Raw genomic sequence first — 15,893 nt, forward strand, 5'->3', positions numbered from 1 at the left:
CTTCCATGCTCTGGTACATCCTCAAGCTAATTGTCCTGCTGCCGATGATCGGCCTGCTGGCATGGGGCTGCCTCAAGCTGGCAAAGAAAATGCAGGACAAGGCCGGCATCGGTGCCGGTACGAAGTCGGTACAGGTCGTCGAGACGACGATGCTTTCGCCGACCCTGAAGCTGGCGGTCATCGAGTTCCACGGCCGCGAGATCCTCGTCTCGGTCTCGCGCCAGGGGCTCACGCGTCTGGCCGAAGCGCCGGCACGCGCCCGTGCGGAGGGTGTGAGCAAGTGAAGCGTATCCTTGCCCTGATCGCGGCGCTGCCTGCGCTTCTGCTGCCTGCAGTCGTCTATGCGCAGGTGCAGGCCCCGGCGGCCGGCGACGGCTCGGCCATTCCCGGCGCGCTCGACCGCGCCTTCGGCTCGCTCGGCGGCACCGACGGCCCCGGCATGAGCCTGTCTCTGCAGCTCCTCCTCATCATGGGGCTGCTGACGATCCTGCCCAGCCTCATCCTGATGATGACCAGCTTTACCCGTATCCTGGTGGTACTGGCGATCCTGCGCCAGGCGATCGGCCTGCAGCAGTCGCCGCCGAACCAGGTGCTGATCGGCCTGTCATTGTTCCTCTCGCTGTTCGTCATGTCGCCCACGCTCGAAGCCGTGAACGCGAATGCCATTGCGCCCTACTCCGCCGACCAGATCAATGCCGAACAGGCGATCGACAACGCCGGCAAGGAATTCCACAAGTTCATGATCCGCCAGACCCGCGAACGCGACCTCATGATGTTCGCCAACATGGCCAAGGCCCCCAAATTCCAGACCAGCGCCGACGTGCCGTTCTCGATCCTGCTGCCGGCCTTCGTCACCAGTGAACTCAAGACCGCGTTCCAGATTGGCTTCATGCTGTTCCTGCCGTTCCTGGTGATCGACATCGTCGTCTCCTCCGTCCTCATGTCGCTGGGCATGATGATGATGAGCCCGATGATCGTCTCCCTGCCGTTCAAGCTGCTGCTGTTCGTCATGGTCGACGGCTGGTCGCTGCTGATGGGCTCGCTGGCCTCGAGCTTCGGGTAGGGCGCCATGGACGACATCTCCCCCTTTCTCGCCCTTGCCGACAAGATGCTGTGGGTGGCCGCGCTAGTCGCCGCCCCGGTCCTGCTGGCAGCGCTGGCGGTGGGCCTGGTGGTAGGCATCATCCAGGCCGCGACCTCGGTGAACGAACAGACCCTCACGTTCGTGCCAAAGCTGGCGGCGATTGCGCTCATCCTGGTTCTGTTGGGCGGTTCGATGATGACGCTGGTGGGCGAATTCACCCAGGAGATCTTTGCCGAGATCGCCCGCACGGGCCAGGCCGAGCAGGTCGCGCCATGATCAATCTGGACTTCGGTTTCGGCCCTGTCGAGGCCGAGTTCTGGCGGTTGCTCTTCGTAATGACGCGCATCGGTGCTGCCCTCGTCGCGGCTCCCCTGTTCGGCACGCCTTCGGTCCCGGCGCAAGTGCGCGTGGTCGGCGCCGGCGCGGTTGCCGTGATGATCTGCGCCTGGACCGACGTCCAGGCTCCCGAGGCGCTGTTCTCGGTCGCGGGCATACTTGCCGTTGCCGGCGAAGTGCTCGTCGGCCTGTCGCTCGGCTTCGTGCTGCAGCTTTCCTTCGCCGCCCCCGTGATCGCGGCGGAAGTCATCGGCGGCGGCATGGGCATGAACATGGCCATGGCGGTCGATCCGACCTCCGGCACGCAGTCGCCGGCGCTCGGCCAGTACTTCATGGTCGTGCTGACCCTGATCTTCCTGGCGCTGGGCGCCCACCTGCAGTGGTTCCGCCTGCTGGTAGATAGCTACACCGTCTTCCCGCCGGGCCACACCTGGCTCGGGGCCGACCGCTTCGCCCTGATCGCAGGGTTCGCCTCCAAGACCTTCGTGACCGCAGTCACCATCGCCCTGCCGGTCAGCCTGGTGCTGCTGGTTGTCCAGCTCGTGACCGGCGTGCTCAGCCGCTCCGCGCCCGCACTCAACCTGTTCTCGCTCGGCCTGCCTGCCGGCGTGCTGGCGGGCATTGCCGCCTTGGTACTGTCCGCTCCGGTCCTCACCGACCTTGTCGTGCGCCTGTCCGCAGATGCCATCACCGCTTCCAACGAGGTCATGAGCAAATGAGCGAGCAAAGCGGCGAAAAGAGTTTTGAACCAACCGCCAAGCGCAAACGCGACGCCGCCAAAAAAGGCGACGTCGTCCGCTCGCGCGAGATGGCCACGGCTGCTGCCATTGGTATCGGCGCCGTCTGGTTCCTCGTTGCCGGCCCCTGGCTCCTCGACCTGCTCACCGACACCCTGCGTGTCGGCTTCACCTGGGACCGCGCCACGCTCGAAGACTTCACGCCCGGCCGCATGATGATGAGCATGATGGTCGCGGTCATGCCACCGATCGCCATTCTCGGCCTGGCAGTGATCGGCAGCTCGATAATTTCCCAGCTCGGCTTCGGCGAAGGGCGCTGGAACATCGGCAATCTCGCCCCCAAGGGCTCGCGCATCAACCCGGCCTCGGGCCTGAAGCGCATGTTCGGACCGACCGGCTGGATCGAAATGGCCAAGGGCCTCGCCAAGATCGGTCTGCTCGGCACGATCGCCTGGGTCTGGGCAAGCGACCGCATCGCCACTTTCGCCCGCCTCGGTCGGGGAGACCTGTTCGACCAGCTTTCCTGGGCCTGGCACGGCATCATCACGCTGCTGTTCTGGCTCGCCGCCGGGCTGTTCCTCATCGCCATGATTGATCTGCCGGTACAGCTCTTCCGCCGCAACAAGCGCCTCAAGATGACGCTTCAGGAAGTTCGCGACGAGAACAAGGAACAGGAAGGCGCCCCCGAGAAAAAGGCCGCGATCAAGGATCGCCAGCGCAAGATCGCGATGGGCGGCCTGGTCCCGGCGATGAAGGAAGCCCAGTTCGTCATCACCAACCCGACGCATTTCTCGGTCGCGCTCGCCTACGACCCGGAAAAGGCCGGTGCCCCTATCGTTGTCGCCAAGGGCCGCGGCGAAAAGGCTCTCGCCATCCGCGAACTCGCCGCCGAGTATGAAGTGCCCACGCTCGAATATCCGGCGCTTGCCCGTTCGGTCTACTACACTACGCGCGAAAATCAGGTCATCCGCGAGGAACACTACGTCGCCGTCGCGGCCATCCTTGCATTCGTCTTCGCGCTCAAGCGCGGCGAGAAGCGAACCGCGCCGCAGGTGTCCGTCCCGATCACCCTGCGTTTCGATGCCGAGGGGCATCTCGAACCGGCCAGCGCATGAAGGAGTCCGCGATGACCGTGTTCCGCCAGACCTCCGTAGGAGCCCTTAACCTTTCATGCGAGGGGTCGTCCTAGAAGCCATGGCTATAGACGGAACCAGCTCAACCTCGGCCGCGTCGTCGCTGAAGACGACCTCGATCGCGACACTGCTCGGTGCCGGCAGCGGCATCGACATGATGGCCCTGGCCAACAACCTGGCGACGGCCCAGTTCGAGGCGCGAACCGCGCGTCTCAACGACAAGACGGACTCGATCAACACCAAGATCTCGACCGCCTCGGACATCAAGTCGATGTTGCTCGGTCTCGATACATCGCTGGGTACGCTGGTTCGTTCGGGCGACCTTTCGCGCTCGCCGAGCATCGCCAACAGTTCCGTTGCCGCCGCGAGCCTTTCCGGCACGAGCACGCCATCGGGCACCTATTCGCTCGAGGTCTCGCAAATTGCCAAGGGCCAGCAGCTTGCCAGCAGTGCCTATTCCGCATCGACGGATACGGTCGGGGCGGGCACCCTCACCCTGCGCTTCGGCACGGTCTCGGGCACTGCCTTCACCGAGGACACCGCCCATGCCGCCGTGAACATCACGGTGAACACGGGCGACACCCTGGCCGACGTCGCCGCGTCCATCAACTCTTCAGGCGCGGGCGTTACCGCCTACATCGCGAACACGGCCAGCGGCGCGCAACTCGTTCTCAAGGGAGCGGAAGGAGCGGCCAACGGCTTCGTTCTGGAAGCGACAGAGGACGCGGCCGATCCGGGTCTGTCAAACCTTGCCTGGTCGCCCACTGCAGGCGCCGGCACCCTTATGGCGAACGCACAGGATGCCGCCTACACCATCGATGGGCTGAGCTATACGTCCAAGTCGAACACGATCACCGACCCGGTCCCCGGCCTCAAGCTGCAGCTCACCGGCACCAACGTCGGCGCACCGACCACGATCAGCTTCAGCGATCCCTCGGATGCGATTTCCAGTTCAATGCGCGATCTCACCGACGCGCTGAACGAGGTCATGTCGGGGCTCAATGCCGCGACATCGATTGGCGGCGAGCTGGCCACCGACCCTGGTGCCCGTGCACTCAAACAGTCGATGTCAAAGCTTTCGGGCACGATCATCATGCCCAATGCAACCGGTGCGGCAAGAACGCTGGCCGATCTTGGGCTGTCGATCCAGCGCGACGGCACTTTCGCCCTGGACAGCAAGCGTCTGTCGGCAACGCTCGAGGCCGACCCCGAAGGCGTCGCCGCCATGTTCACCAACGGTCTTTACGGCGTCTATTCGACGATCGACAAGATCTACCGCTCGGCAACGTCGACCACGAATACCAACTCGCTGGCCGGCTCGATCACCAAATACAACAAGGAGCTGACCAAGATCAGCGACAACATCAGCGACCTTGCCGACCAGCAGGAAAGGCTGCGCGCCCGCCTCGCGTCGCAGTTCGCGGCGTCGGAAGGCCGTATCGGCGTACTGAAATCGACGCAGACGATGCTGCAAAACCAGATCGATGCTTGGAACAACTCGGGCAAATAACCAATGCTGCTTCAACAATCCCCCCACGAAGCCTATCGCCGCGTCGACTTCGACGCCCGCGTAAACGGCGCCAAGCCGGCGGAACTGGTGCATGTGTGCTACGAACACCTGGTCGGCGCCCTCGGTACCGCGATCCATGCCCACCGCAACGGCGACAACGGCCTGAAAAGCCGTTCGATCACCCGCGCACTGACCGCGATCACCGCGCTGCAGATGGGCGTTTCGGAAGACCACGAAATGGGTTCGGCGCTCAACCAGTTCTATGCAGCTGCCCGCCGCACCATCCTGGATAGCGCGGTCTCCTTCGACACCGGCCAGATCGAAAGCATGCGCAACGACTTCACCGAAATCGGCCAGGCCATGAAAGGCAACTGACGGGTCGGAGCGGGATGCTGGGCCCATTTCGGCGAGAGGCAGTTGCGGATTTCTGCTGCCTTGCGCTCGGACTGGCGGGTAATCGCTCGAATCCGGAGCAGGTCCGACGCGCTTTCGGTCTACGATGCGAATATCTCCCTAGGCACAAGTCGCAGGGAGCAGGCCGGTGGAACGCATTTCGAACCTCATCCTCATCGACAGCGATACGCGGCGACGGGCCACGATCAGCCACGTGCTTTCCACCGACAACATCCATGTAGAGCCCTTCGAGAACATCTCCGAGCTTGCCGGCGCATGGCCGCGCTCGGGCGTCGTCCTGATCCACGATCAACCGGGTGCCATTCACGATCTGGTTGAAGCCATGGCCCACCATGGAGAATGGTTTCCAATCGTCGCATTCGACGAGCAGCCGGGGACAACGAAGATCGTTCAGGCCGTCCTCGATGGCGCGATAGACTATCTCGTCTGGCCCGTGAGCGGCGATGAATTGTCCGCTACATTGCGCTGCTCGATCGAGCGCGCAGCCGAAGTCGGCAACGCCAAGCTGCGGGAAGTCATGGCCCGCACCCGCATAGATCGGCTGACGCGGCGGGAACGCGAAGTGCTCAGCGGCGTAGCCAGCGGCCTTTCGAACCGGCTGATCGGAGAAAAGCTTTCGATCAGCCCGCGCACAGTGGAAATTCACCGCGCCAACATGCTCAACAAGTTGGGAGCCAACCACACATCGGACGCCATCAGGATCGCAATCGAGGCGTCCATCGTCAGCTAGGCGTTCGACCGCTACGGTTCTGACAGCTTCGGCAAGGTCAGCTTGCGTGGCGACAAGGTGCCGATCTTAGCTTATTGGGGGCCGCTGCCGCTCCCGGGCGAAAACTTGCCCATGATGGAATGAGCCCGGTCGACGATTGCCATGAGACCTTGAAGGTAGGCCGCCAAAAGGGCCAGCGCCAGGGTGGGACCAACGGATGTCACTTCCTCGGCACCGAGACCCACGATTACCGTCGCCAGGCAGCAATTGCCTTCGCCCCGCGATAGCATGAACACGGTATCTGGACCCAACAAGGCAATCACCGCACTGACGGCGCCGCCGCAGACAAGTTTCGCTTGAATATCGGCAGGACTGACCGATCGTACCGGAAGAGCGGAAAAGGGTCCGCCGTGGAGCAGAAGCATCGCTTCTCGAATGCGGTCGGCCTCTTCGTCGGCTGACCCGTTCACGCAGGCGTCGACCAATTCGCGCAATCGCGACTTCCAAACTTCAGGTTCCGATTCTGTGACGCTCGTCGCCCCCGTAATTCTGCCAGAAGCCTGCATATGCAAATGCTCCATCCCAAGCAGTTTCTACCCTCCGCCTGCATGTCAAAGCCGCAAGCTATTCCCGTGCAATTAAGAGCAATCGATTATTAGAAGCAAATGCAAGGACCAAGCCATGAATAGACTCACAGTTGCGACAGGCGGAGTTTTGTAGGCATGATTGCCATTTATTTTCAAATACCGGCGATGACATTCAGGCGCTCGGCAACCCATTCTGGTTCGGTAAGCATGAGATCATCCCCAGTATCGATGTCCCGGACCCGCCCGTGCTAGCGTTCGCGCACCAAATTCATGTCGCGCCCGCAGTGCGTTGATGTGCACGCCAAGTGGTTTTCCGAAACCCCCGCATCACCGCCTCGCCGGCAAAGGAGTCCAGGATCAGGCGCGCGTACCGGTGGTGAAAACGGGTTGTCCGCGCTCCAAGCGCACCTTGATGCCGTGTGGCCAGGGAAGGTGAGCGGCGACGATCAGGGCATCGCGCAGGGCCGCCAACTCGATCAGCTGCCGCCGGCTTGCGATTGCAAGCCGGAGATCGTCCCCGCCCCCGAACTGCATAGTCGGGTCGACAAGCTGCAGGGGATGATGAAAGGTGTCGCCGCTAAACAGGGCGCTAGCTTCGCCAGCCGTCACCTGCAGCCAGCAATGGCCCAGCGTGTGACCGGGCGCAGGCAGCACTTCAAGGCAGTCACCGACACGCAGGCTCCCATCGTGAACATGGACCAGGCCCGCCTCGATCACGGGCAACACGCTGCGCGCAAAAACGTCGACGTTGTAAGACACCGGATGGTGACCGGGCCGCCTCGGATCCCAGCGCTCGATTTCCGTGCGCGACATCAGGTAGCGGGCATTCGGAAAAGTCGGGACCCAGCGCCCGTCACGCAGCATTGTATTCCAGCCGCAATGGTCGTGGTGCAGGTGCGTGCACATCACGATATCGACGTCCTCCCGCCGATAGCCTGCTGCATCCAGACGTTCGAGCCAGGGCACGTCGAGGCGGTCGAATTGCGGTACCGGGTGCGGTTTGCCGTTTCCGGTGCACGGATCGATCAGGACGACCTTGCCATCGACTTCCATCACGAAGCTCTGGAAGACGAGGTCAAAGCAATTCTGTGCGTCGAGAAAGTGCGGCGCAAGCCAATGACGATTGCTCTCGATCAGCGCCTCTTCGGAGGTGAAATACGCGATGGTGTTCGGGATGCGCAGTTCTTCCACGCTCGACACTTTCACTTGTCCGATCCTGAGGACCGTCATAGCCGATCTTCCTTGTTATCACCTGTTTACATTGATTTCACTTGCGTCGCTGTCAATAGCGGCGCAAAATTGCAATCGATGACAATGGAGCCGCCACAAAAGCGCAACTCCGAAGCAACGCGCGCCCGGATTCTTGCTGCGGCCAAGCAGGCCTTTTCGAATACTGGCTATTCCCATACCGGCATTCGCGAGATTGCAGCGGTCGCGGGTACGAGCTCTACGCTGGTGTTGCGTTACTACGGTTCGAAACTCGGTCTGTTCGAAGCCGCCCTTCGTGATGCAATGCCGACGGACGGATCGATACGCCTCCGTCTCGACGAATTCGCAAGAGAGCTTGCCGATGTGCCCGGCAAGACGTCGGACGCAGCCGATCCGATGCTGATGATCGCCATGGCTTCGGGCGAACGGGAAGCCGCCGAGCTTGCAGCACAGGTCTTCACCGAACTCAATATCGTACCCATTGGAGATCATCTGGGAGAACCCGATGGAAAGGTCCGCGCGCTGGAAATGGCCATTCTTGCGATTGGCTTCACTTTCTTCATGAAGCATCTTCCGCTTGCCATTTTCGACGAGCGAGAGAGAGCCAGCATCTGCGACTGGTTCACCCGGTTGGTGAACGAGGTGATCGAGCCCGAACGCCGAACTCGCTGATTGTCGGCGCGAGCCGGGGCGGTCAGCGCCGCGCCGCGAACCAGGGCACCATGCGCTCGATGGCAGCCTCGATTTCGGCCGGCGAAACCGCGAAGCTGAAGCGGATGTAGCGCCCGCCGTCAACCGGATCGAAGTCGATCCCCGGCGCTGTCGCCACCCCGGTGTCTTCCAACAGCTTCCGGCAGAACGAGAGGCTGTCGTTGGTCATGTGGCCGATCTCAGCCCAGATGTAGAAAGCTCCGTCCGGCGGGGCAATTTGCTGCAAGCCCAGCCGCGGCAATGCTGCAAGCAACATTTCACGGTTGCGGGTGTAGTTCGCAAGGTGGCCTTCCAGTTCCTCGCGGCAGTCGAACGCCACAAGTCCGGCATGCTGTGCCAGGACCGGCGGCGTCAGAAACAGATTGCCCATGCGCGCCCTTGCGGCCTCGATCAGATCACTTGGAACCAGCAGCCAGCCGAGGCGCCACCCCGCCATCGAGAAGTATTTCGAGAAGCTGTTGACCACGAGCGCCTCTGGACAATGCTGCAGCATGGAATGTGCAGCATTTTCGTAAGTCAGGCCGTGATAGATCTCGTCCGACACGACGCAAATGCCCTTGCGGCGGCACACCTCGGCAATCGCCGCCATTTCATCCGGCGCAATGACCGTCCCGGTGGGATTGGCAGGACTGGCGAGGATCAGTCCATCGGGCGCAGGGGTGAGCGCATTAAGCGCGGCCGCCGTCATTTGATAGCGCTCGGCCGGGCCGCAGGCGACTTCCACCGGTTCGAGATACATCGCCTTGAGCGTGTTGCGGTAAGCGACGTAGCCGGGCCGGGCCATTGCCACCCGCGCCCCCGGCCGGAACAGGCATGACAGCGCCAGCACCAGGGCAGGCGAGGCACCACAGGTCAGGATTACCTGCTCCTCGTCCACCGCGACGCCGTAAGCTTCACCGTAATGGCGGGCGATACGCTGTTTCAGCGCATTGCTTTCCCAGTAGCCGCCCGGATCGCTGTCGAGAGCCTTGTGTGCGGCGGCGATCGCCTCGGCCGGCGCCCCTGTCGAAGGCTGGCCGTATTCCATGTGAATGATATCGCGGCCCTGCTCGGCCAGATCGTAGGCGAGGCGTCCGATGGTGATGGCGTGGAAGGGCTCGACTTCGGCGATATCGGGGGAGGAGGTCATGCCCGCTTGCTAGGCGCAGCATGACCTCCCCGCAAGGCCGGACACTGGACGTTCAGGCGACGACCTTGATGTCTTCCTTGTCCGCCTCCCAGAACCCCTTGCGGCCCTCGGAGGGCTCTTCGGAAATGATCCATTTCACGATGCGGCGCATCGGCTCGATGCCGTCCTGCGGACCGACCAGGCCGGGGCCGTTGAACACATAGCCCAACTGGACGAAGCGCTGTCCGCCATGCAGTGCCCCCTTGTGCCGCACGACCTCGCGCAGGCTCTCCGGCCAGATGCCCACTGTCTGGGTATAGGCGTCGACCACGTCGAGCACTTCCTCCAGTGTATCGACCGGGATCAGGTTGACGGTGCGATCGGCCAGGTATTCCCAGAAGTCGACGCGGTCCGAGGTGTGGCTAACGATAATCGCGCCTTCACCCTCTTCCCCACCGATGACGGTGTAGAAGTCTTCCGAGAAGCGCAGCGAGTCGACGCTGGTCTTGAGGTCCGGGTCGTATCGCTTGGGCTTGGTAGTGAGCACTTCGGGCAGGTCGAACATCGCCGCGTATGCCTTCTGTCCGAGCCTCTTCAGCTTCTCGATATCCTCGTCCTCGGTCCCGCACATCACGTAGACCATGCGCGCGGAGGCGCAGGCGGTCTGGTTGCCGACCGAGAAGTCGCAGGCGAGACGCTTGGCCGTTTCCTCGATCGCGTCGTCGTCCTCTAGGGCTTCGGGTCCGATGATCGAGGCCGAACGCTTCGGATCGAGGCTGATAAGTTCGATGCCCGGCTGGATGTACTTGGTGACATGCTTGACCGAGGCGAAGCCGCCCCAGGCGCAGATCTTCTCGATGTTGTGCGGCTGGTAGATCTGCGATTCCAGCGCCTCGTCACCGCCACGCCAGTAGGCCACGGCGAGATGCTTGGTGATCGGATGATCGGGCGCCATGTCGACCATGGTGCGGGCGATGGCGCCGGTGGTGAAGGGATCGTTCGAAGGGACCTTGATGATCGTATCGCCGCGCGTCACCGCCCCGCGCAGCACGGTCAGCGCGCCCAGCACCGGGCCATTTCCTGCAACGATGTGCAGCGTGCGCGCACCATAGGCGCGGATGCCCACCTTGGAGCCGTTGATCTCCTGTTCCACCCAGCGTTCGAGGTAGTCCACGCCGATGTTGAAATCGACCATGCCGCGAATGCGCTCCTTGTCGAACATGAAGGGCATGTCGTGGAAGAAGTGGTCCATTATCGGCTTGGTTGTCGGCGCCGTGGCATAGGAGTACTCGCGCGCCTCGCGCAGGTAGTCGTTGCTGTTCACGTCCAGCTGCGCGCCGAGTTCGGCGAGGTAGTCGAGAATGTCCTCGAAGCTCAGGTCGTAGAGGTCCTCCATCAGCCGCGGCGAGGCGAGCGGGATGCGGCTCGCGATCTTGTGCGGATCGGGAGCGAGAAACGAGATGTCCCCGCCGCGCCCGCCGAATTCGATCAAGTCGCTCTCGATCACCTGGCCGCGCAGCACGGCATAGGAAATGGGTCGTGTCGCCATCATCGTCTCAGCCTCCCAGCCCGGTCAGGAAGTCCATCGCCTCGGACTGGGCCTGCGGCGTGGCGGCGCAGGAGATCTTGTCGTCCCCGCCCTGCAGCTCGCTCACGCGGTTGATCTTCTTTTCGAGCGCCACCGAAGTACGACCGCACTTGCAGGTATTGTCCCAGTCGATGGTGACGAGGTCGCCGGTGACCAGCCCACCCCAGGTGGAATCCTGCGTCATGTCGAAGAATGCGGCCCGACCGGTCTGCTTGCCCTTGCGCGGCAGCGGCTGGCCGGTGTCGAGATCGAGCTGGAACACCGTCACCCATGGCAGGACGTGGTAGTGATCGTGCTCGCACAGGATCGAGAACGAGTTCATCTCGGTCATGCCATAGCCCGAGGTCATCCGCTCGAACCCGAAGAAGCCGCAGATCACTTCCTCGAGATCGTCGGGCAGAGGAACGCCCTTGGCCCCGCCGCCGCCCATCAGCACCGAGTCCGGCGAGAAGCTGGCACGAATGCCTTCCTCGAGCCCCTTCTTGGCCACGGCATAGAACATGTTCGACGTGCCCATGGCGAAGACTCGCTCGCCCTCGAGTTGCGTCACCATGCGGTTGATGAATTCCATCTGCCGCGCTGGCGCCTCGGCCTGCGACTTCTCCCATTCCTCGCGGCGGGCCAGCAGCGCGGGCGGAACGTCGACCTTGCTGGCATCGCCCTTGGCCGCGGCCGCGCGCAAGCGGGCGGCCAGCCACATCAGGTCGGAGCTGATCTTGAAGTCGAAGGCCGTATGCAGCTTGCTGTCGTCGCCCTTGCAGAACACCTCGCGGATGTACTTGCCGAATGCGCCGGTCGAGGCATGACCGTCGCGGTAGAGCGGCACCACCGCATGCATGGCATCCTCGATATCGCCGGGCCGGGGCTCCTCGCCGAACTTCTGGGCAAGCTGCACGCGCAGCCCCATGACCGAGACATGATAGTCATTCTTCGACTTCGGGAAGAACGAGCAGGTGCCGGTCGATCCCGAAGACGTCGCGACGTCGAGCGGCGTTTCCTCGCGCAGCTTGACCAGCCAGGAGTCGATGGAATCGCAGTCGGAAACGTCCACCTCGTTCGGCGCGTGCCGCGTCAGGCGCGACAGCCAGGTATTGAGCTTGCCGTATTGGCCCTTGGCCAGCAGCGAGACCGGATAGGACTTGTAGATGTCGTGCGGCATCAGCAGCGGCGCCATGTCGTCGAGCGAGGCGAGGCTGTCGATCCCCTGCCCGTCGGCAAGCTTCTGCAGGACCTGGATTTGATCGCGCCGTTCTGCCAGCCGGCGATTCATCGCGGCAAGCTGCACCGCTTCCACATGGTCTCGCTCCAGCGAATGGATGCGCGTGTTGTGGTGGCCGAAGTGCCCGTAGGGGTCTTCCATCCAGGCTTCGGCTTCGCGTTCGACGGTCGCATCCTGCGGAGCTGCAGTGGTTGCCATGGTCCTTCTCCCGAATAATCCGATGCCCGTTTCCCGAGCTTTCGATTCGGCACCATGCGCGCACGGTCAATTCAAATCAACCAATTGGTTGGTTGTTTCTTGTTCCGTCAATTGCTAGCTCGACGAAGACAAGCCCGAAGCACCGGGCCCGAAAGGACGCAAAGACTTGCCACCGCCCGCAAATGCCGCATCAGCCAAAGACGCCACGACCCGCCGGCGGCGCACCTACATGCCGGCCGCCGAGCGACGGAAGCAGATCATTGCGGCAGCGCAGGAAGTCTTCGCCCGCTCCAACCTCAAGGGCGCCCGCACGCGCGACATCGCCCGCGCGGCAGAGGTCAACCAGGCGACGATCTTCGAGCACTTCCCCAGCAAGGAAGCGCTGTTCGAGGAAGCCGTGGTCAAGCCGCTGATCGAGGCGATGCGTGGCATGCACGCGCGGCGGGAAGTGTACGAAAGCGCCACTGGCCCCGACGAGATCGCCGCACTCGCCCGCTCATCGGGCGAACGCCATCTTGCTGACATGGACCGGGTGTTTCCGCTGCTCGCCGCCGCCCTGTTCAGCGATCCGGACCAGGGTCGCGACCTCTACCGCGAGCACATCGTGCCCCTGGTCCGCGCCCGGGGGGATGTCCTCGATGGGCTCACCCGCGACGGGCTCGATCTAGACTTCGTGGGCCTCGCCATCTTCGGCATCCAGATGGCCGTAGCGCTCGACCGGCACTTCGATGGCGGCATTGCCGGCGAGAGGAACGGCGATTTGACCGAGGTGGCAGAGCAGTTCACGCGCATGGCCACAGGCGGCTTTGCACGGCAAAAAGGCGAAACGAACATCAACCAAGCAATCGACAAGGCGGACTGAACGCCCGCCGGGGAGAGAAAACATATGGCTACGCAACTCGATCACTATCGCCTGCTTGGGCGCTCCGGCCTGCGCGTCTCGCCGCTGGCGCTGGGCACGATGACCTTCGGCCTTTCGGAAGGGTCCTGGGGCAGCACCGAGGATGAGGCCAAGGCGATGGTGGACCACTTCATCGACCGCGGCGGCAACTTCATCGACACGGCCGACTTCTACGGCGCGATGGGAGGCTCGGAGGAGTGGCTGGGCCGTATCGTCAAGGGCCGGCGCGATCCCCTGGTGATCTCGACCAAGTATTCGCTGACCACACAGCCGGGCAACCCGAACGCAGCGGGCAATCACCGCAAGAACATGGTGCAATCGGTCGAGGACAGCCTGCGGCGGATGCAGACCGACTACATCGACCTGCTCTATTTGCACATGTGGGATTTCCGCACGCCGGTGGACGAGATCCTGCGCGCCTTCGACGATCTCGTGCGCGCCGGCAAGGTGCTCTATATCGGCTTGTCCGACACACCCGCATGGCAGGCAAGCCGGATGCAGGCAATCGCCGAACTGCGCGGCTGGACGCAATTCTGCGCGCTGCAGATCCAGTACAGCCTCGTCGAGCGGACGGTGGAGCGCGAGATGATCCCGATGGCCAAGGAAATGGGCATGGGCGTTTCGCCGTGGGCCCCGCTTGGCCAGGGCGTGCTTACCGGAAAGTACAAGCGCAGCGACCTCGGCGAAGGGAGCATGGACGACATCGGCTCGCGCAAGGCCATCAACGCGATGACCGGCAAGCTCAACGAACGCAATCTCGACATCGCCGACGTCGTGGTGGAAGTGGCGAAGGACATCGGCTGCACACCGGCACAAGTCGCGCTCGCCTGGACGCTGGCAAATCCGGCCACCTGTTCGCCGGTCGTTGGCGTGCGCACGCCGGCTCAACTGGAGGATAATCTCGGCGCGCTCGATGTGACATTGTCGGACGAACATCTCGAGCGCCTCGATGCGGTCAGTGCCGTCCCCAAGGTCTTCCCGATGGATGTCCTGACCGGCCCCGCCGAAGGAATGATGTTCGGCAACGTGAAGGTCGAGACACGCTCCTGATTCGCCGCCGCCACGTTCTAATCGCCGCCGGCCGAACATGAGGACGCGGGACTTCGGTCCCCGCGTCCTTGTCCGATACGGTCAGATCAGCCGGGAAAGACGGTGTATATCCGCGCGCTGAACAGCCAGCGGCCGTCGCGGCGTTCGAAGCTGTCGTGGTATTCGCCGAAAACTTCCTTGTCGGTTCCCCAAATCGGCGCGGCCATCATCGAATTGGCCGTGGCTCGGTCGCCATCTACCTCGATCATCAGGTTGTGAATCAGCGGCACCGGGTGCGGACCGCCCTTCTGGCCGACGAGGAAGGCGACCAGCGCCTCGGGCGTCTCGTAGCGGCTGCGCACCTCGTATTCGGCCTTGTCGGGCTGGCCGGAGCGGACTTCGAACGTCCCTTCCGGCACGAACATTGCGCCGACTTTCTCGGGCTCGTCGCGGCGCACCGCGCGTGCATAGGCATGGACGAGATCGGCAATCGCCGCCTGTGCCTCCAGCCGGTCGAGGCGGGTTTCCGTGCTCATGCCATGCTGTCCCGCAGGTCGCAGGCCGCGCGGATCGCGGCAAGGCGCGGCTCCATGCTTTGCCAGACGTGCTTATGCGTGACAATTACGGCGTCATCGTTCCCTATGGCGACGGCGACCATTTCACCCACGTCGCGCGGTGTGATGTCGGATTCGGGCATCGTCGCGGAATATTGCCGGACCTCGCCGCCGACCTTGACCGTGTTCGCGGCAAGGTTCGTCGAGACATAGCCCGGGCACAGCACGGACACGCCGACGCCGTGGGGAGCCATTTCCTGCCGCAGGCCCTCGCTCAGCGCGGTCACGCCGAACTTGGCGACGGCGTAGGCGCCCACGCCCGGCACACTGGCGGTAAGGCCTGCCTGCGACGAGGTGTTGATGATATGCCCGCGTCCGCGCTCGCGCATGTCGGCTGCGAAGGCGAACACCCCGTTGGCGATGCCGGTGAGGTTGATAGCGACGATGCGATCGAAGCTTTCCGGGTCCATGTCAGCGAATTCGCGACCATTGGGCGCGATACCGGCATTGTTGACGAGAATATCGACCGGCCCGAATTCGGCTTCGGCCTCCGTCTTCGCCTTCTGCCATCCCTTTCGGTCGCGCGTGTCGAGAACGGCACCTCGCACGGCATCTCCGCGCTCGCCGACGACCTGCGCCAAAGTGTCCGCGTCGATATCCGCGATCGTGACGCGCAGGCCGCGCCGGAGCATCGCATCAACGATACCCAGACCGAGACCACTCGCGCCTCCGGTCACAAATGCATGGCGAGCTTCGCTTAAGTCCATGATTTTCCTCTCTCCCTGCCGAACGGAGCGGCATCCGGCAGGCAGATTGAAGAAGCAGCCACTATCTTGCAATCGCTCCGACGCGCTTTCATGACCGGA

18 protein-coding genes are annotated in these 15,893 nt (G+C 63.1%); 11 read left to right on the plus strand and 7 right to left on the minus strand.

Translation table 11 applies throughout. The features are described 5' to 3' along the window. Positions 1-5: 5 nt before the first annotated feature. The 8 genes from LK12_RS04360 to LK12_RS04395 all read left to right on the plus strand — a co-directional run bounded on the left by LK12_RS04360 (position 6) and on the right by LK12_RS04395 (position 5,944). Positions 6-284 carry a flagellar biosynthetic protein FliO gene (locus LK12_RS04360; RefSeq protein ID WP_039279692.1) on the plus strand — a complete coding sequence of 93 codons (279 nt, stop codon included), beginning with the start codon at positions 6-8 and terminating at the stop codon, positions 282-284. After that, positions 281-1,063 (plus strand): flagellar type III secretion system pore protein FliP, encoded by a 783-nt coding sequence (gene fliP, locus LK12_RS04365; protein WP_039279695.1) that lies wholly within the window; start codon positions 281-283, stop codon positions 1,061-1,063. Before LK12_RS04360 ends, fliP begins: the two co-directional genes overlap by 4 nt. 6 nt (positions 1,064-1,069) lie before the next feature. After that, positions 1,070-1,360, plus strand: coding sequence for a flagellar biosynthetic protein FliQ (locus tag LK12_RS04370; RefSeq protein WP_039279696.1), 291 nt, complete (start codon positions 1,070-1,072; stop codon positions 1,358-1,360). After that, positions 1,357-2,139 (plus strand): flagellar biosynthetic protein FliR, encoded by a 783-nt coding sequence (gene fliR / locus LK12_RS04375; protein ID WP_039279699.1) that lies wholly within the window; start codon positions 1,357-1,359, stop codon positions 2,137-2,139. Before LK12_RS04370 ends, fliR begins: the two co-directional genes overlap by 4 nt. Further along, positions 2,136-3,272: an EscU/YscU/HrcU family type III secretion system export apparatus switch protein gene (locus tag LK12_RS04380; protein ID WP_039279701.1), complete on the plus strand. Its 1,137-nt coding sequence runs from the start codon at positions 2,136-2,138 to the stop codon at positions 3,270-3,272. Before fliR ends, LK12_RS04380 begins: the two co-directional genes overlap by 4 nt. Positions 3,273-3,351: 79 nt before the next feature. Then, positions 3,352-4,800: a flagellar filament capping protein FliD gene (fliD, locus tag LK12_RS04385; RefSeq protein ID WP_039279704.1), complete on the plus strand. Its 1,449-nt coding sequence runs from the start codon at positions 3,352-3,354 to the stop codon at positions 4,798-4,800. 3 nt (positions 4,801-4,803) lie between these two features. Next, on the plus strand, positions 4,804-5,175 hold the full coding sequence (locus LK12_RS04390) for a flagellar protein FliS (protein WP_039279706.1): 372 nt from the start codon (positions 4,804-4,806) through the stop codon (positions 5,173-5,175). A 166-nt stretch (positions 5,176-5,341) separates the two neighbouring features. Beyond that, positions 5,342-5,944 (plus strand): response regulator transcription factor, encoded by a 603-nt coding sequence (locus LK12_RS04395; RefSeq protein ID WP_039279708.1) that lies wholly within the window; start codon positions 5,342-5,344, stop codon positions 5,942-5,944. 71 nt (positions 5,945-6,015) lie between these two features. Here LK12_RS04395 and LK12_RS04400 read toward each other — a convergent pair whose 3' ends face one another. Both LK12_RS04400 and LK12_RS04405 read right to left on the minus strand, forming a co-directional pair. Then, a complete protein-coding gene (locus LK12_RS04400) occupies positions 6,016-6,504 on the minus strand; it encodes a hypothetical protein (protein ID WP_156135376.1) in 489 nt (162 codons plus the stop codon). A 363-nt stretch (positions 6,505-6,867) separates the two neighbouring features. Beyond that, positions 6,868-7,740, minus strand: a complete 873-nt coding sequence (locus LK12_RS04405) for an MBL fold metallo-hydrolase (protein WP_052223144.1) — start codon at positions 7,738-7,740, stop codon at positions 6,868-6,870. 84 nt (positions 7,741-7,824) lie between these two features. On the opposite strand from LK12_RS04405, the gene LK12_RS23705 reads away from it, so the two are divergent. Then, positions 7,825-8,391: a TetR/AcrR family transcriptional regulator gene (locus LK12_RS23705; protein ID WP_052223145.1), complete on the plus strand. Its 567-nt coding sequence runs from the start codon at positions 7,825-7,827 to the stop codon at positions 8,389-8,391. 22 nt (positions 8,392-8,413) lie between these two features. Here the strand turns inward: LK12_RS23705 and LK12_RS04415 are convergent, their stop codons facing one another. From LK12_RS04415 to LK12_RS04425, 3 genes are read right to left on the minus strand one after another with little or no spacing between them, the layout of a single operon-like run. Next, entirely contained in the window at positions 8,414-9,559 is a 1,146-nt protein-coding gene (locus tag LK12_RS04415; RefSeq protein ID WP_039279711.1) for a pyridoxal phosphate-dependent aminotransferase, read from the minus strand. 52 nt (positions 9,560-9,611) lie between these two features. Continuing rightward, on the minus strand, positions 9,612-11,087 hold the full coding sequence (locus LK12_RS04420) for an acyl-CoA reductase (protein ID WP_039280360.1): 1,476 nt from the start codon (positions 11,085-11,087) through the stop codon (positions 9,612-9,614). Positions 11,088-11,094: 7 nt separating this feature from the next. Further along, positions 11,095-12,543, minus strand: coding sequence for a class I adenylate-forming enzyme family protein (locus tag LK12_RS04425; protein ID WP_039279713.1), 1,449 nt, complete (start codon positions 12,541-12,543; stop codon positions 11,095-11,097). A 166-nt stretch (positions 12,544-12,709) separates the two neighbouring features. Between LK12_RS04425 and LK12_RS23710 the strand changes: the two genes are divergently transcribed. Beyond that, the gene (locus tag LK12_RS23710; protein ID WP_156135377.1) at positions 12,710-13,405 is read left to right on the plus strand and encodes a TetR/AcrR family transcriptional regulator; all 696 of its coding nucleotides are present in this window, start codon (positions 12,710-12,712) and stop codon (positions 13,403-13,405) included. 24 nt (positions 13,406-13,429) lie between these two features. After that, positions 13,430-14,494 (plus strand): aldo/keto reductase, encoded by a 1,065-nt coding sequence (locus tag LK12_RS04435; RefSeq protein ID WP_039279716.1) that lies wholly within the window; start codon positions 13,430-13,432, stop codon positions 14,492-14,494. A gap of 86 nt (positions 14,495-14,580) precedes the next feature. On the opposite strand, the gene LK12_RS04440 is transcribed toward LK12_RS04435, so the two are convergent. Beyond that, the gene (locus LK12_RS04440) at positions 14,581-15,009 is read right to left on the minus strand and encodes a nuclear transport factor 2 family protein (RefSeq protein ID WP_039279718.1); all 429 of its coding nucleotides are present in this window, start codon (positions 15,007-15,009) and stop codon (positions 14,581-14,583) included. Continuing rightward, complete coding sequence (locus tag LK12_RS04445; RefSeq protein ID WP_039279719.1) at positions 15,006-15,794, minus strand: SDR family oxidoreductase; 789 nt, start codon at positions 15,792-15,794, stop codon at positions 15,006-15,008. Before LK12_RS04445 ends, LK12_RS04440 begins: the two co-directional genes overlap by 4 nt. Positions 15,795-15,893: the final 99 nt, after the last annotated feature.

It is taken from the genome of Novosphingobium malaysiense, assembly GCF_000802225.1.
Lineage (GTDB): Bacteria > Pseudomonadota > Alphaproteobacteria > Sphingomonadales > Sphingomonadaceae > Novosphingobium > Novosphingobium malaysiense.